General features: G+C 57.8%; 18 protein-coding genes. 10 read left to right on the top strand and 8 right to left on the bottom strand.

Going from position 1 to position 19,921, the window contains the following annotated elements:
* The first annotated feature begins 3 nt into the window (after positions 1 to 3).
* The 4 genes from ettA to AC2FGB_RS06060 all read left to right on the top strand — a co-directional run bounded on the left by ettA (position 4) and on the right by AC2FGB_RS06060 (position 3,657).
* Positions 4 to 1,659 (top strand): energy-dependent translational throttle protein EttA, encoded by a 1,656-nt coding sequence (ettA, locus tag AC2FGB_RS06075; RefSeq protein ID WP_282021610.1) that lies wholly within the window; start codon positions 4 to 6, stop codon positions 1,657 to 1,659.
* Positions 1,656 to 2,402, top strand: coding sequence for a hypothetical protein (locus AC2FGB_RS06070; RefSeq protein WP_142635632.1), 747 nt, complete (start codon positions 1,656 to 1,658; stop codon positions 2,400 to 2,402). Before ettA ends, AC2FGB_RS06070 begins: the two co-directional genes overlap by 4 nt.
* 311 nt (positions 2,403 to 2,713) lie before the next feature.
* Positions 2,714 to 2,920 (top strand): cold-shock protein, encoded by a 207-nt coding sequence (locus tag AC2FGB_RS06065; RefSeq protein WP_142635630.1) that lies wholly within the window; start codon positions 2,714 to 2,716, stop codon positions 2,918 to 2,920.
* Positions 2,921 to 3,099: 179 nt separating this feature from the next.
* On the top strand, positions 3,100 to 3,657 hold the full coding sequence (locus tag AC2FGB_RS06060) for a L,D-transpeptidase (protein ID WP_142635628.1): 558 nt from the start codon (positions 3,100 to 3,102) through the stop codon (positions 3,655 to 3,657).
* Here the strand turns inward: AC2FGB_RS06060 and AC2FGB_RS06055 are convergent, their stop codons facing one another.
* Positions 3,658 to 4,317, bottom strand: coding sequence for an arylesterase (locus AC2FGB_RS06055; protein ID WP_496693607.1), 660 nt, complete (start codon positions 4,315 to 4,317; stop codon positions 3,658 to 3,660).
* Positions 4,318 to 4,343: 26 nt separating this feature from the next.
* Between AC2FGB_RS06055 and AC2FGB_RS06050 the strand changes: the two genes are divergently transcribed.
* Positions 4,344 to 5,039: an ABC transporter ATP-binding protein gene (locus AC2FGB_RS06050; protein WP_496693606.1), complete on the top strand. Its 696-nt coding sequence runs from the start codon at positions 4,344 to 4,346 to the stop codon at positions 5,037 to 5,039.
* Positions 5,036 to 7,564, top strand: a complete 2,529-nt coding sequence (locus AC2FGB_RS06045) for an ABC transporter permease (protein WP_496693605.1) — start codon at positions 5,036 to 5,038, stop codon at positions 7,562 to 7,564. Before AC2FGB_RS06050 ends, AC2FGB_RS06045 begins: the two co-directional genes overlap by 4 nt.
* A gap of 2 nt (positions 7,565 to 7,566) precedes the next feature.
* On the opposite strand, the gene AC2FGB_RS06040 is transcribed toward AC2FGB_RS06045, so the two are convergent.
* Complete coding sequence (locus AC2FGB_RS06040) at positions 7,567 to 8,013, bottom strand: RrF2 family transcriptional regulator (protein WP_142635622.1); 447 nt, start codon at positions 8,011 to 8,013, stop codon at positions 7,567 to 7,569.
* 93 nt (positions 8,014 to 8,106) lie between these two features.
* Between AC2FGB_RS06040 and AC2FGB_RS06035 the strand changes: the two genes are divergently transcribed.
* The gene (locus AC2FGB_RS06035) at positions 8,107 to 8,676 is read left to right on the top strand and encodes a gamma-glutamylcyclotransferase family protein (RefSeq protein ID WP_142635620.1); all 570 of its coding nucleotides are present in this window, start codon (positions 8,107 to 8,109) and stop codon (positions 8,674 to 8,676) included.
* Between the two features lie 51 nt (positions 8,677 to 8,727).
* On the opposite strand, the gene gltX is transcribed toward AC2FGB_RS06035, so the two are convergent.
* Entirely contained in the window at positions 8,728 to 10,053 is a 1,326-nt protein-coding gene (gene gltX, locus AC2FGB_RS06030) for a glutamate--tRNA ligase (protein WP_281995370.1), read from the bottom strand.
* Positions 10,054 to 10,193: 140 nt separating this feature from the next.
* Between gltX and AC2FGB_RS06025 the strand changes: the two genes are divergently transcribed.
* On the top strand, positions 10,194 to 11,126 hold the full coding sequence (locus tag AC2FGB_RS06025; protein ID WP_496693604.1) for an MBL fold metallo-hydrolase: 933 nt from the start codon (positions 10,194 to 10,196) through the stop codon (positions 11,124 to 11,126).
* Positions 11,127 to 11,129: 3 nt separating this feature from the next.
* Here AC2FGB_RS06025 and AC2FGB_RS06020 read toward each other — a convergent pair whose 3' ends face one another.
* The 3 genes from AC2FGB_RS06020 to AC2FGB_RS06010 form a co-directional block, all read right to left on the bottom strand.
* The gene (locus AC2FGB_RS06020; RefSeq protein WP_496693678.1) at positions 11,130 to 12,458 is read right to left on the bottom strand and encodes an NAD(P)/FAD-dependent oxidoreductase; all 1,329 of its coding nucleotides are present in this window, start codon (positions 12,456 to 12,458) and stop codon (positions 11,130 to 11,132) included.
* Positions 12,459 to 12,612: 154 nt separating this feature from the next.
* Positions 12,613 to 12,864, bottom strand: coding sequence for a hypothetical protein (locus AC2FGB_RS06015; RefSeq protein WP_281972510.1), 252 nt, complete (start codon positions 12,862 to 12,864; stop codon positions 12,613 to 12,615).
* A gap of 288 nt (positions 12,865 to 13,152) precedes the next feature.
* Positions 13,153 to 14,811, bottom strand: a complete 1,659-nt coding sequence (locus AC2FGB_RS06010; RefSeq protein ID WP_496693603.1) for an NAD+ synthase — start codon at positions 14,809 to 14,811, stop codon at positions 13,153 to 13,155.
* Positions 14,812 to 14,957: 146 nt separating this feature from the next.
* On the opposite strand from AC2FGB_RS06010, the gene AC2FGB_RS06005 reads away from it, so the two are divergent.
* Positions 14,958 to 16,427 (top strand): MORN repeat-containing protein, encoded by a 1,470-nt coding sequence (locus AC2FGB_RS06005; RefSeq protein WP_142635608.1) that lies wholly within the window; start codon positions 14,958 to 14,960, stop codon positions 16,425 to 16,427.
* 6 nt (positions 16,428 to 16,433) lie between these two features.
* On the opposite strand, the gene AC2FGB_RS06000 is transcribed toward AC2FGB_RS06005, so the two are convergent.
* Positions 16,434 to 17,099, bottom strand: a complete 666-nt coding sequence (locus AC2FGB_RS06000; protein WP_142635605.1) for an SDR family NAD(P)-dependent oxidoreductase — start codon at positions 17,097 to 17,099, stop codon at positions 16,434 to 16,436.
* Between the two features lie 283 nt (positions 17,100 to 17,382).
* Here AC2FGB_RS06000 and AC2FGB_RS05995 point away from each other — a divergent pair, with 283 nt between their 5' ends.
* Complete coding sequence (locus AC2FGB_RS05995; RefSeq protein WP_496688927.1) at positions 17,383 to 18,954, top strand: 2-isopropylmalate synthase; 1,572 nt, start codon at positions 17,383 to 17,385, stop codon at positions 18,952 to 18,954.
* 181 nt (positions 18,955 to 19,135) lie between these two features.
* On the opposite strand, the gene rlmJ is transcribed toward AC2FGB_RS05995, so the two are convergent.
* On the bottom strand, positions 19,136 to 19,921 hold the full coding sequence (rlmJ, locus tag AC2FGB_RS05990) for a 23S rRNA (adenine(2030)-N(6))-methyltransferase RlmJ (protein WP_496688929.1): 786 nt from the start codon (positions 19,919 to 19,921) through the stop codon (positions 19,136 to 19,138).

Below are 19,921 nucleotides of genomic sequence, written 5' to 3'. Positions count from 1 at the left end.
GACATGGCCGCCTATCAATATGTCTACCACATGCAGGGTGTCTCCAAGACCTATCCCGGTGGCAAGAAGTGCTTTGAAAACATCCACCTGAGCTTTCTGCCCGGCGTGAAAATCGGTGTTGTCGGCGTCAACGGCGCGGGTAAATCGACGCTGATGAAGATCATGGCCGGCCTCGACAAGGATTTCACCGGCGAGGCCTGGGCGGCCGAAGGCGCCAAAGTCGGTTACCTGCCGCAGGAACCGAAGCTGGACGAAAGCCTCAGCGTGCGCGAAAACGTCATGCTGGGCGTGGCCGAGAAAAAGGCGATCCTCGACCGCTATAACGAACTGGCGATGAACTACTCAGACGAAACCGCGGATGAGATGGCCAAGCTGCAGGACGAGATCGACAGCCAGAACCTCTGGGATCTCGACAGCCAGATCGACGTTTCGATGGAGGCGCTGCGCTGCCCGCCAGACGATGCCAATATCGCCAACCTCTCAGGCGGTGAAAAACGCCGCGTCGCGCTGTGCAAATTGCTGCTCGAAGCGCCCGACATGCTGCTGCTCGACGAGCCGACCAACCACCTGGATGCCGAAACAATCGCCTGGCTGCAACAGCACCTGATCGATTACAAAGGCACCATCCTGATCGTCACTCACGACCGCTATTTCCTCGACAGTATCACCGGCTGGATCCTCGAACTCGACCGAGGTCGTGGTCTGCCGTATGAGGGCAACTATTCCGCGTGGCTGGAACAAAAGGCCAAGAGGCTGGAGCAGGAAGCCCGCGAGGACAAGTCTAAGCAGAAGACCCTGCAACGCGAACTCGACTGGATGCGCCAAGGCCAGAAGGCCCGTCAGGCCAAATCCAAAGCCCGGATCAACGCCTATAATGATTTGGCGGAACAGTCCGAGCGCGAAAAGCTGACCCGCGCACAGATCGTCATCCCCAACGGCCAGCGCCTTGGCGGTAAGGTGATCGAGGTCGAAGGCCTGTCCAAACACATGGGTGATAAGCAACTGATCGAGAACCTCGACTTTACCCTGCCCCCCGGCGGAATTGTCGGCGTCATCGGGCCCAACGGCGCCGGTAAATCGACCCTGTTCAAGATGCTTACTAGTCAAGAGCAGCCCGACGCAGGCACCATCACGCTTGGCGACACGGTTGAACTGTCCTATGTCGACCAGTCCCGCGACGACCTCAAGGACAACGACACCGTATGGGAGGCGATCACCGGCGGCGCCGAGATCATTCAGTTGGGCGATGCGCAGGTCAATTCCCGCGCCTATTGCTCGTCCTTCAACTTCAAGGGCGGCGACCAGCAGAAAAAGGTCTCCTTGCTGTCAGGGGGTGAGCGCAACCGCGTCCACATGGCCCGCCTGCTGAAAGAGGGCGGCAACGTCCTGCTGCTCGATGAACCGACCAACGATTTGGACGTCGAAACCCTGCGCGCCCTGGAAGACGCGCTGGTCGATTTCGCCGGCTGCGCCGTGGTCATCAGCCACGACCGCTTCTTCCTCGACCGGATCTGCACGCATATTCTGGCGTTTGAGGGTGATGCCCATGTCGAATGGTTCGAGGGCAACTTCGAGGATTACGAAGAGGACAAGAAACGCCGTCTGGGACCAGACGCGCTGGAGCCGAAGCGGTTGAAGCATAAGAAGTTTGCGCGATGAGACGGAAGCTCAAAAGACGGTTGGAAAAATGGCAACGTAGCGCGCTGAAAATCAGCGCGCCGCTGCGCAAGCGCATCCGGCAAATGTACAAGACAGATTACTGTGTGATCGTCGCAAGCAATGGCCGGTCGGGCAGCACCATGACCTACCATGCGCTGCGCGATGCACTGGAAAGGCTGGACCCAAACCTCTCGGGTCAGGCCAGTTTCGTGTCTCGGTTGGACGACGCCACCTTCCAGGCGCCGTTTCTTTACAAGACGCATGATTTTCCGCAGGTTTTGTCAAACTGGTCAAAAGATACCCGAGTCGTCTTTTGCTTTGGCTCGACAAAGGACTCTACCTTTTCAGTCTACACAGCGATGGAAGGCTATGGCCCTGAGTGGATAAAAAAGCACTTCTACAATCTGCATGCGACGGGCACATATGACGAGCTTTTCGAACGTGATGTGCTGCAACAGGCACGGCAGATCAAGGAATGGGTCACTTATGACGACATCCCGGTATTGTGCGTTCACTACGATGCGTTGTGGGAATATCAGGACGAAATCTCTGAATTTACCGGATTGAAATTTGTACCGGCTCCGCGGCGTGAACGGGCTGAAAAAGATATTCCGGAAGATCTGCGAAAGGCCGCGAGCCAAATCTACGATCCGATTGACGAAGTGATTTCCCAGCTTCCCAGATGTTTTGTGGCCTCGCCCGAAATGAACGAGATCGTGGGCAAATTGCCGCTCGCAAAGTGATCCTCGGACGGTCTGGCGCGTGACGTTCTTCCGGGCGCTCGCGAATCCAAAAAATTCAGTCTAACCACATACATTGTATAGATTGTTTCAGGATATTCTGATGCGTAGATTCTGATGCCTGGCGCTAGTTTCAGTCGTTCAGGATTGCAAATCCGGCTTGTCACATCTCGTCTGAACTGGCATACTCAGAGTGCTACCGTTTTTCTATTTCGACCCACTGTCTCCTTCTACGGCGTTCAGTCTATCGATACAGACGACGACGCCAGGCTGTCGCAACTCCGTGGGCAGCACCAGATAAGGAGAACACGGATATGCCTTCAGGCACCGTAAAATGGTTCAACACCACCAAAGGCTACGGCTTTATTGCACCCGAAGATGGCGGCAAAGACATCTTCGTTCACATCTCGGCCGTCGAACGCTCGGGCCTGACCGGTCTGGCCGACAACCAGAAAGTCACGTACGAGCTGCGCTCGGGTCGTGACGGTCGCGAAAGCGCCGACGACATCCAGCTGGCGTAAGCCGCTGTAAGGGCAGGGTTTTCCTCTGCCCTTTTCTATTTGTGCCTGAGCGACCACCTGTAAAAGTGTGTCTCGGCGATTACATCACAATTCAGTTACTCTTCCCCGACGATTGACCGGATCGGATATCATCCGGACACTATGGTCATGATTTTTCTGTTGTATTGAAGAGAGCTGATATGTTGACACGCCGTACATTCCTGACTGCAACAGCAGCAGCAAGCCTTGTTTCGACCGCCGCGTCGGCAAAGAAAGCCGTCGAATACGACCCTACTCCACAATTTGTTCGAATCAAAAAGCAATTCCTGCCAGGCCAGCTTCTGGTGGTTCCACGCTCGTTCTATCTGTACTTCGTAACAGAACCTCGCAAGGCAATCCGTTACGGGTGTGGGGTGGGCAAAGCCGGGCTGGAGTTCACCGGAACAGCGACCATAGACGTCAAAAAGGAGTGGCCCACCTGGCGCCCCACCAATGAAATGATCGAGCGTGAACCAATTACATATGCTCGTTTCAAGGATAACGACTATGTGCAGCCTGGCGGTGACGGCAATCCGTTAGGTGCACGGGCGCTTTATCTGTTCCAGAACGGCGTTGACACTTATTTCCGAATTCACGGGACCACTCAGCCGCAGACCATAGGCCGTGCGGCCTCGAACGGATGTATACGCATGCTGAACACGCATGTCATCGACCTGTACCAGCGGGTGCCGATTGGAACAGTTGTGACGGTCGTCTGATCAATCTTCTGCTGAATTCACAAGTTCCAAAACCTTTGGTCCAAGGTCTTCAACGATGAGGGCCACACCACTGGCGTTGGGATGGATGCCATCTGCCTGCATGTGTTCCCGTACTTCTTCGGGGTTTCCTGCCGCAGTCAAACCTGTGAAAAAACTTGGCGCATATCCAGTCTGATATCGATCCGCCAGATCGGAGTAGATCGCATCAAATGCGGCTTTGTAATCTGGACCGTAATTCCCCGGCGCCTGCATCCCGACCAACAACACGGCGACCTCAGCGCCATCTGCTGCTTTCAGGATCGTCTCAAGATTTGCGCGTGCAACTGCCGGATCAAGCCCTCGCAACAGATCGTTCCCGCCCAATGCGACGATCATCCCATCCACGTCGGGCGTCAGTGTCCAGTCCACACGTGCCGCCCCTCCGGCGGTGGTGTCCCCGGATACACCCGCATTGATCAGGCGCACATCCGCTCCGTGATCTTTCAACCAACGATCCAGCTGCGGAACAAATCCGTCTTGCTCGGGCAGGCCGTACCCTTGAGTCAAAGAATCCCCGAGAGCTGCAATCACTACGGTTTCTGCTGTGGCCGCAAAGCCGCAACACGTGATAAGCACCGGCATCAAAGCCTTGCGCAACATCTCAACTGCTCCATATCCCATTTGATTACCTCGGTTCGGACCTACCCATGATCGCAACTGTTCTATCGCTTGAAAATGCCGCTTTATCGCTGGATGGCAATGCCGGTCGGGTAGATATCCTGCACGACATCACGCTTTCCGTACACAAGGGCGAGACACTGGGTCTGATTGGGCCGTCCGGGTCAGGAAAATCGTCGTTACTAATGCTGATGGGCGGGCTGGAACAGGCGACGGGCGGCCAGGTAACCGCACTCGGGCAAAATCTGACCCGCATGAACGAAGACGAGCTCGCGCGGTTCCGACGCAACAGCATGGGCGTTGTATTTCAGAATTTCCACCTGATCCCCACGATGACTGCCCTTGAGAACGTGGCCACACCGCTGGAGTTGGCCGGCCACAAAGATGCCTTTCAACGGGCCGAAGCCGAATTGGAGTCCGTAGGGCTGACGCATCGACGCGACCATTATCCGGCGCAGCTCTCCGGTGGAGAGCAGCAGCGCGTCGCGCTCGCCCGTGCCTCTGCCCCGCGACCACAGATCCTGCTGGCGGATGAGCCTACCGGCAATCTGGACGAAACAAACGGAGCCGCCATCATTGATCTGCTGCTTGGCCTGCGCGACAGGCATGGTGCTACTTTAGTTCTGGTGACCCATAGCCACAGCCTTGCGCGCAGATGTGACCGTGTTGTCCGGCTGCGCGATGGAAGGATTGCCGATGACACAAGGCAAGAGGGCGCCGAATGAGCCTGCGGATGGCCGGGCGGCTGGCGCGGCGGGAACTGCGCGGAGGTCTGCGCGGTTTTCGGGTGTTTCTGGCTTGTCTTGCACTTGGGGTCGCTGCCATTGCCGCAGTGGGTTCGGTCCGCCACGCCATCCAAACCGGACTGACGCAAGAAGGCGCGGCTCTGCTGGGCGGGGATGCACAGCTGGAATTCACCTATCGCTTTGCGGATGAGGCTGAGCGTGCATGGATGAACGACGCGGCCTTAGCCATCTCCGAAGTCGTCGATTTTCGGTCAATGGCAGTCGCGCAGCAGAATAGTGACCCACAGCGGGCGCTTACGCAGGTCAAATCCGTTGACGACTCCTATCCATTGTTGGGCAAGCCAATACTAGAGCCCCAGATGCCCCTGCGTGACGCCTTTACAGGCCAGCAAGGGGCGCCCGGTGCCGTAATGGCTCCCGCTCTGATCGACCGGCTTCAGCTATCGGTTGGGGATCGGTTTTCACTTGGAACTCAGGAATTTGTCCTGATGGCAGCCCTGATCCACGAACCGGACGGGGCGGCAGACGGGTTTGGATTGGGTCCGCGCACGCTGATCCGCACACAGGACTTGCTGACTTCCGGATTATTGGCACCGGGTACTCTGTTTTCCACCAAATACCGCCTGGATCTACCGCCGGGGTCTGATCTTACAGCTCTTTCGGCGCAGGCAAGCGAAGCCCTTGAAGGCAGCGGAATGCGGTGGACCGATGCACGGAACGGTGCCCCCGGCATTTCAGAATTTGTTGCCCGGCTCAGCGCTTTTCTGGTTCTGGTTGGACTATCCGGGCTGGCTGTTGGCGGCATCGGCGTATCTGCAGCGGTGCGCGCCTATCTGGCGCAAAAGACTGAAACCATTGCTACCTTGCGTACTTTGGGTGCCGATCGGGCGACCGTGTTTCAGACTTATCTGATCCAGATCGGTATTCTCTCTGGCATCGGCATTTTTCTGGGCATCATATTGGGTGGATCGGTGCCTCTGCTGCTTGCGCCGCTGATCGAAACTCGCCTGCCTGTGCCCGCAGTGTTCTCGTTCTATCCGCAGCCTCTGGCTGAAGCCGCGCTTTACGGCGTGCTCACCGCCTTTTTATTCACACTCTGGCCCCTTGCCCGTACTGAAGAAGTCCGCGCTGCGACCCTGTTTCGCGATGCGCTGTCTTCGGCGCGCTTCCTGCCCCGTGCAAAATACATCCTAGCGACAGGCATCGGGCTTGCGGCGCTGATCGGCGCAGCTGCCTTTTTCAGCGGATCGGCGCGCCTGACCCTTTGGACCAGCGGCGGGTTGGCCGGAGCGCTGGTTCTGCTTTCGATGGCAGCGCTGGCGATCCGCAAACTGGCGCGCCTGACCACAAAACCCGCCCGAGGGAATCCTCCCCTGCGATGGGCCCTGTCGGCCATTTCCGATCCGCGCGAAGGGGCCGCATCGGTTGTCCTGTCGCTGGGGTTGGGCCTGTCGGTACTGGCCGCAGTCGGACAAATCGACGGCACGCTGCGAAACGCGATTTCAGGAAACCTGCCCGATGTCGCCCCTTCTTATTTCTTCGTCGATATCCAGAAAGAGCAGATGCCTGGCTTTACCGAACGGCTGGAAAACGACCCTGCCGTAAGCCGGATCCAAAGCGCGCCCATGCTGCGCGGGATCATCACACAGATTAACGGGCAGCCCGCGATTGAGATCGCCGGGGACCACTGGGTTCTGGAAGGCGACCGCGGGGTCACCTATTCTGACGCCCCGCCCTCGAACGCACGGGTCACCGCCGGGGAATGGTGGTCCGAAGACTATTCCGGAACGCCTCAGGTCAGCTTCGCCGCTGAAGAGGCCGAAGAGATGGGCCTGAAGCTGGGTGACCAACTGACCGTCAACATATTGGGGCGCGACATCACCGCAGAGCTCACCTCTCTGCGCGAGGTGGATTTCTCGACCGCCGGCATGGATTTCATCATGTCCATGAACCCGTCGGCCCTGGCCGGCGCACCGCATAGCTTCATTGCCACCGTCTATGCCGAAGAGCAGGCTGAAGCCGCGATCCTTCGTGATCTGGCGGGTAGATTCCCCAATATCACCGCAATCCGTGTCCGCGATGCGATTGACCGGGTCTCGGGTCTGCTGGCGGGGTTGGCCGCTGCGACGTCTTATGGGGCTGGTGTATCGCTGCTAACCGGCTTTCTGGTCCTGATCGGCGCCGCGGCAGCGGGTGAACCAGCCCGGCGGTACGAGGCCGCAGTCCTGAAGACCATCGGTGCCGACCGACGGCGCATATTGATCAGCTTTGCCCTTCGGGCTGTTCTGCTGGGGTCTGCCGCTGGAATTGTAGCCCTGATGGTGGGCATCCTCGGCGGCTGGGCGGTTGCGACATATATTTTCGACACCAGCTTTGACGTCATTTGGCCATCTGCCATCGGCATCGTATTGGCCGGGATCATCGTCACGCTGGGCGCGGGGTTGATCTTTGCCTTGAAACCCCTTGCCGTTCGCCCGGCGCGCATCTTGCGCGCCAGCGACTGAGTTTATCGGACGCAGGCGACGGGCTGCAAAATCGTCAGCAGATTTGCATTGTCACACACCAGCGAATCCAGCGTGATTTCGTCCAGCGAGGCATAAAAGACCTCGGCCGCGTCCCGCAGCGCAAGGCGCAGCCGGCAGGCGTTGGTGAGCGGGCATGTATTGTCGGCATCCGCAAAGCACTCGGCAATCGGCAAGTCGCCCTCGATATGTCGAAAAACCGAACCGATCCGTATCTGATCAGCAGATCTAGCGAGTACCATACCACCATTGCGACCGCGATGAGTGCTCAGATAATCTAACTGGCTGAGTTGGTTGATCACCTGCGCCAAGTGGTTTTCCGAGATATTGCAGGCCTTTGCGATCTCGGATTTGGTCACCAACCTGTCTGGATTTGCTGCACAATACATCAGTAGGCGCACAGCAATATTTGTCCGCTTGGTTATCCGCATGTTTGCCTCCCTAAGTTCAACATGCTGCCTTATTGCATGTTGGGCAAAAAAGCGGTTTGACATACATCAATTCCCGGTCAGAAGTGATCCCGCATGGCAGATCCCTATTTCTTTGGCTACGGCAGCCTCGTGAACCTCGCGACCCACGATTTCCCCGACCCGCATCCCGCGCAGTTGAAGGGATGGCGGCGGGCCTGGCGGCATACCGATTTGCGCCCGGTCGCTTTCCTGACTGCCATTCCGGATCCCACTTCTGAAATCGACGGCATGATTGCCCATGTCCCGGGCAATGACTGGGACGCGCTGGATCAACGTGAGTGGGCCTACGACCGCGTTCCAGCGACTAAGGCCGTCACCCATTCTCTGCCACACGAGGTTGAGATCGCTGTTTATGCCGTACCTGATGACCGTCAATCCGCGGCCAGCCGGCGCCACCCCCTGCTGATGAGCTATATCGATGTGGTTGTGCAGGGCTATTTGCGTGCGTTCGGGTCCGAGGGCGCCGATCGCTTTTTTGCCACCACTGATGGCTGGGACGCCCCGATCCTGAATGACCGGGCAGAGCCGCGGTATCCGCGCCACCAGGCATTGAAACCGGATGAGACTTGTTTTGTGGATGATCGGCTGAAGCGAATAGCAGCCCAGATCGTAAAGACCTTATAGAAAAAGGCGCGGCCAGCAGACCACGCCTTATCACAATCTAACGCACTAAGATCAGCCGCGCGCGCGGATCACCTGCAGAAGGGGCAACAGGGTGGCCATCTCGGGGCCGCGCTCCATTCCTGTCAGTGCCTTGCGCAAAGGCATGAACAGACTCTTGCCCTTGCGGCCTGTCGCGTCTTTCACCGCGCTGGTCCACTGCCCCCAGGTCGCGCCGTCGAAAGGGCCTTCTGGCAACAACGCCACGGCCTCGGTGATGAACTCTCGGTCTTCATCGGCAATCAGTGGTTCGGCACCGTTACGGCACAGCTCCCACCACCCTTTCAGGTCTGCCAGAGTGGTGATGTTCTCGCGGGCCATGGCCCAGAATGGTTCGGCCAGTTCGGCCGGTACGCCCGCATCTGCCACAGCATCCGCAACGTCGGCCAATGACAAAGATTGCAGGTGTTTTGCCGTCAACGGAAACAAGTCCTGAACGTCAAACTTGGTCGGTGCGGCACCAAAACGACCAATGTCAAATCCATCGATCAGCTCGGCCATCTCTGTCCGCAACTCAACCGGGTCGGATGAGCCCAGACGCGCCATCAAGCTGAGCAATGCTAACGGCTGTACGCCCTGCTCGCGCAGATCACGCAGAGCCAGCGTGCCCAGTCGCTTAGACAGCGCCTCGCCCTGGGGGCCGGTCAGCAGAGAATGATGTGCAAAACGCGGGCAAGTACCGCCCAGCGCTTGGATGATCTGAATCTGCGTCGCGGTATTGGTCACATGGTCCGAGCCACGCACCACGTCGGTCACACCCATTTCGGTATCATCGACCACCGACGCAATCGTGTACAGAACCTGACCGTCGCCCCGGATCAGTACCGGATCCGACACCGAGGATGCATCAATCGAGATATCGCCCAGAATGCCGTCGGTCCACTCGATCCGTTCATGATCCAGCCTAAAGCGCCAGACACCGTTACCACGTTCTGCCCGCAGCGCGTCTTTCTCGGCGTCGTTAAGGTTCAATGCTGCGCGGTCATAAACCGGCGGCTTGCCCATGTTCAGTTGTTTCTTGCGCTTGAGGTCCAGCTCGGTCGGGGTTTCGAAGGCTTCATAGAACCGGCCCATCTCGCGCAGCTTGTCGGCTGCCTCGGCATAGCGGTCCAGACGCTCGGACTGTCGTTCGACCCGGTCCCAATGCAGGCCCAGCCACTCGAGGTCCTGCTTGATGGCATCGACATATTCTTCCTTCGATCGCTCGGGGTCTGTGTCGTCGATACGCAGGATGAACGTGCCGCCAGCCTTGCGGGCAATCAGGTAGTTCATCAGCGCTGTGCGCAGGTTGCCCACATGGATGTAACCGGTGGGTGACGGGGCGAAACGGGTGGTTGTCATAGGAGTCTCCTGTTGGCGCGGCTCTTCTCACAGGATGGGCAAATTGTCCAGCCACCGCACCGGTTCACGCCAACGTCAGGTGGCAATCCTCGGGCGATACCCTATCTTCAAAGTGCTGGCACACACAGGGAGATCTCAAAATGACCGTTACACTGACTCGTAGGGCCGCACTGGGCGCGGCGGCAGCATTGCCTTTTGCATCAGCTGCTACCCCAATCCTGGCTGCAGCAAGCGATACCAAAGCGAATTCAATCATCGCGAAATCGTTCCAGCTGGGCGATTTCACCATAACAACTCTGCTGGATGGCAGCCTGCCGCGCGATGGCGCCAAAGAAATTTTCGGCGGCGGTGCCACGGATGAGGAATTTGCAAACGTTTCGGCCCAGAATTTCATCTCGGCAGATATGGCCCAATTCTTTTTCACACCAACGCTGGTCAATACCGGGTCTGAACTTGTGCTGTTTGATACTGGCCTTGGGCAAGGCGGCATTCAGGCGGCACTGGCAGATGCAGGCGTGAGCTCGGATCAAATCGACGTCGTCGTCATCACCCATATGCACCCTGACCATATTGGCGGCATGACCACAAATGACGCGCCCACCTTCCCGAATGCGCGCTATGTCACCGCAGCATCCGAGTATGACTTCTGGGCCGCACAGGATTCCGGCAATCGGGTCGGCGATCTGGTCGCCGCCAAAGTGACCCCAATGGCCGAAAAGATGACCTTTGTCGGCGATGGCGGCGAGGTTCTGTCCGGAATAACCGCCGTTTCAGCGCATGGGCATACCCCCGGACACACGGTCTTTCATCTGGAAAGCAACGGTCAACGTCTGGTGCTGACGGCCGATCTGGCCAATCACTATGTCTGGTCCTTCGCCCAACCCGAGTGGGAAGTGAAATTCGACATGGACAAAGCCGCAGCCGCCGCTTCTCGGCGTAATGTGCTGGGAATGCTGGCGGCGGACAAAATCCCGATGATCGGATATCACATGCCCTTCCCTGCCGCCGGTTTCGTCGAGACGCGCGGCGATGGGTTCCGATTTGTCCCGGTCAGCTATCAGATGATGGGTTAACGTCTAGTACCCCAGGTCCGGCCGGATTTTCGACCCGTCCGTAAAGCGGGACAGGCGGAAAACGGCCGGATTAACACAGGGGACATTGCCCGAGACCAGATCAGCCATCAGCCGCCCGGCACCGGGCCCGATTCCGAACCCATGACCCGAGAAACCCGTAGCGATGAACAAGCCGGGCCTGTGGTCCACGTGCGAGATGATCGGGATCGCATCCGGCGTTACATCAATCATCCCTGCCCAGCTTTGAACGATTTCAACCTGCTTTAGCGCGGGAATACCACTGATTGCGCTTTTCCAAGCCCGCCGCAACACCCGGAGCGATGGTTCGGGATCCAGAGTGCGGCAAAGTTCGAACGGTGTCACATCCGTGGGCAACCACCTCCGATCTTGTCGCGCCTCTTCGGCCCACCGCTTCGACACCCGAAACCGCAGCGACCGCCACTCCTGGCGAAACGCAGGAAGAAATTGCCACGCCAGACGAAGGCTATCCGGCACGATATCAACGGTGTTTTCGTGCCCGGACGCAATCGTATACCCTCCGTCGTCCCGCTTGCGTATTGCAAAATTGTCCGACCACAAGGCAGCCTCAGGACCGGAAACCGGAGAGGTTCGGAATACGGTGTTCAGCACCTTCAGTTGTGGAAAATCAACTCCAGCATTCCCTGCAAACAAGCGCGACCACGCACCGCCCGCCAGTACGACATTGCCGCAGGCCACGCGACCGCGTTCTGTGAAGACACCGACGACACGGTCCGCCTCTGTATCCAGACAGCGCACTGCACAGTTGGTCATCAACAGGGCCCCCCGGTCACGCGCAGCTTCGGCGATTGCGGGTGCAGCCCATTGCGGTTCCGCCCTACCGTCTTGCGGCATAAACAATGCGCAATCCAACCCCGTCTGATGGTCTGGCATAAGTTCCGCCAACAGAGCCCCGGACAACATCCTTGCCCCAGTATTCAACCCCTCCACATGGCGAAGCCAGCGTTCAAGATTGCTCTGTTCCCGCTTGCCTGAGGCGCCGAACAGGATACCGGCCTGTGTGAAACCTGTCTTGCGCCCGGTGCGTTGATCGAGCTGCGCCCAGATACGCTGTGATTCCTGCATCAGCGGGATTTCCCGAGGATCGCGCATACCCAAACGCACCCATCCCCAGTTCCGTGAACTCTGCTCAGAGGCAATTTGTCCCTTTTCGCACAGAAGGACAGACATTCCCCGCTCTGACAGTTCGAGGGCGGTTGATGCCCCAATAATTCCTCCACCAATGACAACAACATCAACGGCTTTTGGCAGCTTTAGATCGGGTTCAACAGCATTAGGCTTGGGGCCAGGCATCAACCGCTCATAACTCATTGCACGGACCGCAATGAAGGCGCGGGATCAGGACAGACGCAACAGAAGAAACTTCGCTTCAATGACTATTGCTCAGGCCTGTGACCATTCGGCCAACGTGGCAAGCCAGCGCATCTAATTCAGGATTTTGAAAACTTCAGGCCGCGCCGCACAATTCAGCCAGTTTCTGACGCAAAGAGGTAGCGATACTGCCTTCCGGCACCTTGGCTTCTGTTTCCAGAAACTGCGCGCCGGGGCCCACCGTCGTGGATTCCTCTTTGGGCACCTCTTCATTCAACAAATTGGCAATGGCAGCATCTACCTTTGCCTCATCCAGAGACCGACCTTCGGATTGCATAGACCGCCATTTTGGCGGTGAATGAAGCGGTTTATCGTATTCATCGTACATAATGGCACCAAATCGTTAACTCAGACATCCAATTTCGGACGCGTCGCTAAAGACCGAAGGGAAAGCTCATAAACACCTATTTCCCACAATGCGTCGCATCCGCCCCACATGGGGCAACAATCAAGCTAAAATGTGGCAAAAAAAAGACCGAGCATCAAGTGGGGCTCGGATACGCCCAAGAAAATCTAAGCCGCTGCATTCAAAAACAAAAACAGTTCCAGAAGCAGGCGACTATTGCCCATAAATTGGAAACAGTTTTCGCGTCAGAATGGTGATTCCTGTAAGGCGTCAGGTCCTGTCGCGCCAACGATTCACGATAGGATACCTACGATCCAGCCAGAATGCCCGCTTGGTCAAACGTGTCCCCGGGGCGGACTGAAACCGTTTGTATTCGCTGATATAGACCAAATGTTCGATCCGGCGCGCAACGGCTTCTTCGAACCCGGCGGCTACGCAATCCGCGATCGACCCATCCTGATCAACCAATATATCCAGAATGGCGTCCAGAACCGGATAATCCGGCAGGCTGTCACTGTCCTTCTGGTCTTCGCGCAACTCGGCACTAGGAGGTTTGTCGATGACCGAGGGTCGGATGACTTCACCCTCAGGGCCTTTCATCCAGCCGCGATGATTGGCATTGCGCCAGCGGCAGGTCTCGAACACGCGGGTTTTGTACAGGTCTTTGATCGGATTATAACCACCGTTCATATCCCCATAGATCGTGGCATATCCAACGGCGACTTCGGATTTGTTGCCTGTGGTCAGCAGCATCTCGCCGAACTTGTTCGACAGGGCCATCAGCAACAGCCCCCGCAGGCGGGACTGGATGTTTTCTTCGGTCAGATCTTCGTCTCGCCCGGCAAACAATGGGGCAAGCGTATCCGTGATCGCCGCGCGCCCCTGTGCAATAGGGACGAAATCATAGTGAACACCCAACGACTTAGCCACCGCTTCGGCATCATCCAAAGAATCCTGGCTGGTATATTCCGACGGCAACATCACGCAGCGAACATTTTCAGCGCCAATCGCATCCACCGCTATTGCCGCGACAAGGGCTGAATCAACGCCGCCAGAGAGACCCAGAACACCCTTTTTGAACCCGGTTTTGGCCATGTAATCACGCAGAGACTGGACCATCGCGCGATAGTCCTGCTCCCGCGCATCTGGCTGCGGCACAATCTCGTCCGGAATTATGCGCCAACCTGCATCGCCGCGTTCAAGATCCACATGCGCTATCGCTTCGTCGAACACAGGCATTCGGAATGCCAGTTCTCCGCCTGGATTCAACCCGAAGGTCGCCCCGTCAAAGACCTGATCGTCCTGCCCTCCGACCATGTTCAGGTAAATCAGCGGCAATCCGGTCTCAACCACGCGCGCCACCATATGGTTCAGGCGCACATCATATTTGTTTCGGAAATAAGGCGAGCCGTTGGGGATCAGCAGAAACTCGGCTCCTGTCTCCTCCAGCGTCTCGGCAACATCCGGATGCCAGCTGTCTTCGCAGATCGGGCTGCCGATCCGAGAGTTGCCAACCGAATAGGGACCGCCCAGCGGGCCGGAATCATATAGGCGCACTTCGTCAAAGACTGTCTCATTCGGCAGGTGATGTTTCAGCACTTTACTGCTGATCCTGCCGTTCTTGAGGATGAGATAGGCGTTATACAGCCGGTCATCTTCGAACCACGGCCCACCGATCGCAATCGCAGGTCCATCGGCGCAACGTTCCGCAAGCGCCTCAACAGCTTTCATTGCGGCTTTGTGGAACGCGGGCTTGATCACAAGGTCCTGCGTATTATAGCCGGTGATGAACATCTCGGGGAAAGCAACAAGTTGGGCACCGGCCTCGCGCGCCTGTTCCCACGCAGAAAAAGCCTTGGCCGCATTGCCTTCCAAATCCCCGACAATGGGATTGAGTTGCGCCAGAGTGATACGGAAACGGTCGGCCATACTGCCCTCTTGCCCTCGTCTGTCCTATTGCCATTTACCAGATCGCACCGCGAGTGAAAGACCAATAAGGCAAAAGCCGTTGCCCTGCCTGCGTCGGTATCCTAGTTTTGCGCAAAAGCACGATGCTCGCGCAGACAGGACCAAACATGAACGTTTTTCGCACTTCAATCGCCGCAGTTGCATTGACCCTGTCAGCGCTGACCGCCTTCGCGCAGAACGATCAGGTAGTCGTGGCCGATGACGAAGTGGGCGGCGTATACGAAGGCACGTTCCTAAATGGCCTGCGGCACGGAACCGGCACCTACCAGTTGCCGGATGGTTTCGAATACGAAGGCGAATGGATCGAAGGCGAAATTCAGGGTCAGGGTATCGCGCGCTATGCTAACGGGTCGATCTATCAGGGCGCCTTTGCCAACGGTCAACCCGAAGGGTTCGGAACGATCATCTATGCTGATGGTGGCAGCTATGAAGGGGAATGGGCCGATGGCTCGTTCAACGGCCAAGGAGTCGCCGTCTATGCCAACGGAGCGAAATACGAAGGTGGGTTCAAGAATGCCCGGCACCACGGCAAAGGCACTCTGACCGACCCGACCGGAGAGGTCTACGAGGGCGACTGGGTCGACGGGGTCAAGCAGGGCAAAGGCAAGATCACCTCAGCCAAAGGCAACGTGTATGAGGGCGACATCAAAGACGGCAAGCGTCATGGCACAGGTAGCCTGACACGGCCGGAAGGTATGAGTTATACGGGTGACTGGTCCGAAAATCGCATGACCGGAAAAGGCCGTCTACTGCAAGCCAATGGCGATTTGTATGAAGGCGACTTTTTTGATGGGCGCCGACAAGGCAAGGGCAAGGCAACCTATGCCAGTGGCGCCATTTACGAAGGTGACTATCACGATGATCGCCGCCACGGCAAAGGCCGTTTTCTGGGCACGGACGGGTTTGACTATACTGGTGAATGGAAAGACGGCCAGATTGAGGGCCTCGGAGAGCTGACCTATCCTGACGGTTCGACCTATGTCGGTGATTTCAGTGCAGACCTGCCCCATGGCAAAGGAATGCACACCTATCCTGATGGCCTGATTTACGACGGCGACTGGATCGCCGGCGTCTTCGAGGGTCAGGGCAAGGCCACTTACCCGAACGGCGCCATCTACGATGGGCAGTTCAAGAACGGTCTGAACCACGGCACCGGTGTTCTGACATTTGCAAACGGGTACAAATATGAAGGCGATTGGGTCGACGGTGCGCGCCAGGGCGAGGGCACAGCCAGCTTCCCGGACGGAACGACCTACAAGGGCGATTTCAAAGATGGGCAGCGCCACGGGCAAGGATCGATAACCACACCGCGCGGCTTCACCTATACAGGCGGTTGGGTCGAGGGGAAGATCAGCGGCACCGGAACCGCTACCTATGCGACTGGTGACGTGTACGAAGGTGGGTTTTTGGACAACAAACGCCACGGTGACGGCACGATGCGCTATGCAGACGGCAAAGAAGAAACCGGCGTCTGGGAAAACGGTGTTCTGCCGGGTGAAAACACCAGCGAGCCGCAGGAGAGTGCTCCGGCAGACGACAGCGCGACAACGGCAACCAGCCCTGCCTCTGACGGTTAGCGGGTTTCACCACGGCACAGGTTTTCCAGCCCAGTCGAAGAACCCGCCCGTGTCTGCGGGCACAAGCGCCTTGGCGACGCTCAGCAGGTTTCGCGCAGCTTCATCCGATTCAACGGCCGGGTGTCGCCCGACATATTTGCGCGTGAATTCTGTACGCACTGTGCCCGGATGCAGGGCCACACAGATCGCCTGTTTGTGGGTGCGGGCCAGCTCAATCGCGGATGTGCGCACAATCTGGTTGGCCGCAGCTTTTGAGGCCCGATAGCTGATCCATCCACCCAGCTGATTATCTCCGATTGATCCGACGCGGGCGGACAACACCGCCACGACAGATCGCCTGTCCCGTGGTAGCAGCCGCGCAGCGTGTGACAGCACAAGGGCCGGACCAACCGCATTCAGGGCAAACTGGTCCATCATTGCTTGCGCTGAAATTGATCTGATGGACTTCTCTGGCTGTGCACCATTGATTTCCAAAGCACCCGTCGCAATGAAGATCATGTCAAACGGGCATTGCAATGCTTCCAGAGCCGGGCCGACAGCTTCGACATTCGTGAGGTCGAAACCATCAGCAGAACGCGACAAGGTGGTTACGTCTACGGATTGCATGGTCAACAGCCTTTGCAGCGCGGCACCGATACCACCCGAGGCACCTATGATGAGAGCTTTTTCCATTCCGGATCAACTAGCGGTCTTCACTCGGCAATCAACCGTCACGGTTCGTGCAGGTTTTGACGTCTGCATGAAATTCCTACTTTTCATTCCCCGCATGCGCTGTATAAGCTCAACCCCATGATCAACCGCGCAGATATCCTTGTTGCCGACACCGCCCCCTGCGGTGCGTCTCTGCGTGGCCTACTGATCCTAATCCGCCTCTGAGCGTGCCACCCGGCGCGCCCGCTCAGAGGAGGACGCCCGCGCGCCATAGGCTTTAGGACAGAAGAAGAAAGAGAATCCCATGACCAATGTGACCGACCAAGACCGCGTCTTGATCTTTGACACCACTTTGCGCGACGGCGAGCAGAGCCCCGGCGCGACCATGACCCATGCCGAAAAGCTGGAAATCGCGGAACTGCTGGACGAGATGGGTGTTGACATCATCGAGGCCGGTTTCCCGATCGCATCAGAAGGCGACTTCAAAGCCGTCAGCGAGATTGCCGAGCGATCACAAAACAGCCGCATCTGTGGGTTGGCCCGTGCGAATTTCGCTGATATCGACCGCTGCTGGGAGGCGATCAAACACGCTGGCAAGAACCGCATCCACACTTTCATCGGCACCTCTCCACTGCACCGTGCCATTCCGAACCTGACCATGGACGAGATGGCCGACAAGATCCACGAAACCGTCAGCCACGCCCGCAACCTGTGCGAAAATGTACAGTGGTCACCGATGGATGCGACCCGGACCGAGTGGGATTATCTGTGCCGTGTGATCGAGATCGCGATCAAGGCCGGTGCCACGACGATCAACATCCCCGACACTGTCGGTTACACGGCACCTGTCGAATCCGCTGACCTGATCAAGCGCCTGATCGAAACGGTTCCGGGCGCGGATGAGGTGGTGTTTGCCACCCATTGCCACAACGATCTTGGCATGGCGACGGCGAACTCACTGGCGGCTGTCGCTGGTGGTGCGCGTCAAATCGAGTGCACCATCAATGGCCTTGGCGAGCGTGCGGGCAATACTGCGCTGGAAGAAGTTGTGATGGCGCTGCGCACCCGCAATGACATCATGCCGTGGCATACCGGCATCGACACCACCAAGATCATGCATATCTCGCGCCGGGTTGCGACGGTTGCGGGCTTCCCGGTTCAGTTCAACAAAGCCATTGTCGGCAAGAATGCCTTTGCGCATGAAAGCGGAATCCATCAGGACGGCATGCTGAAGAACCGAGAGAATTTCGAGATCATGCGCCCTGAAGATATCGGCCTGTCGGGCACCTCTTTGCCGCTTGGCAAACACTCGGGCCGGGCTGCGTTGCGCGATAAGCTGGAAACGCTCGGCTTTGAGGTCGGTGACAATCAGCTCAAGGACATCTTCGTGCGGTTCAAGGATCTGGCCGACCGCAAGAAAGAGGTTTTTGACGACGACCTGATCGCGTTGATGAGCCAGGATGATGAGGCCGACGATCACCTGCAGTTGGTTTCGATGAAAGTCACCTGCGGCACCGGCGGTCAGGCGGAATCGACGGTCGAGCTGGAAGTGGATGGCAAGGACATTGTCGCGACCGAACATGGCGACGGTCCAGTCGATGCCACCTTCAAAGCCGTTCGCCGAATCTATCCCAACACCGCCCGCCTGCAACTGTATCAGGTCCATGCTGTGACCGAGGGTACTGATGCGCAGGCAACCGTATCGGTTCGGCTGGAAGAGGACGGCATGATCGCCACCGGTCAGTCAGCGAATACCGATACGGTCGTGGCATCCGCCAAGGCCTATATCCACGCACTGAACCGCCTGATCATGCGCCGTGAAAAGGCCGGGCCAGGAGCAGACACGCGTGAAATCAGCTATAAGGACCTGACCTGACAGCCGGATGACACTCCCAAGGGCTCCCGCACCCGCGGGTGCCCGGCTACGCCGGACGCCCTTGCGGCTTTGGGCCCGGCAGCGCGCCTGCGGCGCGCTGCCGGGCCCAACACGTTTGATGGCATCTTTAGATGCTGGCAAATGGGGCGGGAGAACCCTGTGGTCCGAAATCAGACTGGCGTCACAGCCCTTTGAACAGCTCTGACAGACGGTCCATTTCATCTTGGATTCCAAAGGGCGCGTTCAGCAGGAACATCCCTGATCCGACCATTCGATGACCTTCCCGCGCAGGTGCAAACTGGACTTCATGACAGATCGCCTTGGGAAAGCCCTGCGCCTTCAACGCGGCAATCATCGGGGCCTGGCGTTGATCGGTCAGGATCGGATACCACAGCGCGATGACGCCCACATTCCATTTACGGTGCAGTTTTGAGATCACGCCCGGCAGCCGGTCATAATCCGCCTTCACCTCATAGCTGGGATCAATCATCAGCATCCCGCGCCGCGGCGTTGGCGGCAGCAACGACTGCGCCAGCTCAAACCCGTCCTGTTTGTACTCCTTTGCCCCAAAGGGGGACATGGTCATCGACAATGCCGCGTATTCCTGCGGGTGCAGCTCTGCGAAATGCAGGCTGTCCTGATCCCTCAGCAGGTTGGCCGCGATCAGCGGCGAACCGGCATAGCTGTTTTCTCCGTGCCGTTCATGAACCTTGGCCAGCGCCTGCGACAAAGGATGATCAGATGGAAACCACCCTTCGCGCTGCGCTCGCTTGATACCTACTGCGGCCTCGCCTGTGCGCACGGCTTCTGCTGCGTCTAACTGGTACAGGCCACGCCCGGAATGGGTTTCCAGATAGGTTATCGGCTTATCTTTTCGCGTCAGATAGTCCAGTACCCATGCCAAAAGAGCGTGCTTTTGAACATCAGCCAGATTCCCGGCGTGGTAAATGTGTTGATAAGAGAGCAT

The organism is Ruegeria sp. CDSC021 (assembly GCF_059610845.1).
The sequence above is the reverse complement of the archived record's forward strand: the minus strand, read 5'-3'. Positions and strand labels throughout refer to the sequence as shown.

Coding starts and splice junctions, on each gene's coding strand:
- ettA (WP_282021610.1), top strand. CDS start 4: ATGGCCGCCTATCAATATGTCTACCACATGCAGGGTGTCTCCAAGACC.
- AC2FGB_RS06070 (WP_142635632.1), top strand. CDS start 1,656: ATGAGACGGAAGCTCAAAAGACGGTTGGAAAAATGGCAACGTAGCGCG.
- AC2FGB_RS06065 (WP_142635630.1), top strand. CDS start 2,714: ATGCCTTCAGGCACCGTAAAATGGTTCAACACCACCAAAGGCTACGGC.
- AC2FGB_RS06060 (WP_142635628.1), top strand. CDS start 3,100: ATGTTGACACGCCGTACATTCCTGACTGCAACAGCAGCAGCAAGCCTT.
- AC2FGB_RS06055 (WP_496693607.1), bottom strand. CDS start 4,317: ATGGGATATGGAGCAGTTGAGATGTTGCGCAAGGCTTTGATGCCGGTG.
- AC2FGB_RS06050 (WP_496693606.1), top strand. CDS start 4,344: ATGATCGCAACTGTTCTATCGCTTGAAAATGCCGCTTTATCGCTGGAT.
- AC2FGB_RS06045 (WP_496693605.1), top strand. CDS start 5,036: ATGAGCCTGCGGATGGCCGGGCGGCTGGCGCGGCGGGAACTGCGCGGA.
- AC2FGB_RS06040 (WP_142635622.1), bottom strand. CDS start 8,013: ATGCGGATAACCAAGCGGACAAATATTGCTGTGCGCCTACTGATGTAT.
- AC2FGB_RS06035 (WP_142635620.1), top strand. CDS start 8,107: ATGGCAGATCCCTATTTCTTTGGCTACGGCAGCCTCGTGAACCTCGCG.
- gltX (WP_281995370.1), bottom strand. CDS start 10,053: ATGACAACCACCCGTTTCGCCCCGTCACCCACCGGTTACATCCATGTG.
- AC2FGB_RS06025 (WP_496693604.1), top strand. CDS start 10,194: ATGACCGTTACACTGACTCGTAGGGCCGCACTGGGCGCGGCGGCAGCA.
- AC2FGB_RS06020 (WP_496693678.1), bottom strand. CDS start 12,458: ATGCCTGGCCCCAAGCCTAATGCTGTTGAACCCGATCTAAAGCTGCCA.
- AC2FGB_RS06015 (WP_281972510.1), bottom strand. CDS start 12,864: ATGTACGATGAATACGATAAACCGCTTCATTCACCGCCAAAATGGCGG.
- AC2FGB_RS06010 (WP_496693603.1), bottom strand. CDS start 14,811: ATGGCCGACCGTTTCCGTATCACTCTGGCGCAACTCAATCCCATTGTC.
- AC2FGB_RS06005 (WP_142635608.1), top strand. CDS start 14,958: ATGAACGTTTTTCGCACTTCAATCGCCGCAGTTGCATTGACCCTGTCA.
- AC2FGB_RS06000 (WP_142635605.1), bottom strand. CDS start 17,099: ATGGAAAAAGCTCTCATCATAGGTGCCTCGGGTGGTATCGGTGCCGCG.
- AC2FGB_RS05995 (WP_496688927.1), top strand. CDS start 17,383: ATGACCAATGTGACCGACCAAGACCGCGTCTTGATCTTTGACACCACT.
- rlmJ (WP_496688929.1), bottom strand. CDS start 19,921: ATGCTCTCTTATCAACACATTTACCACGCCGGGAATCTGGCTGATGTT.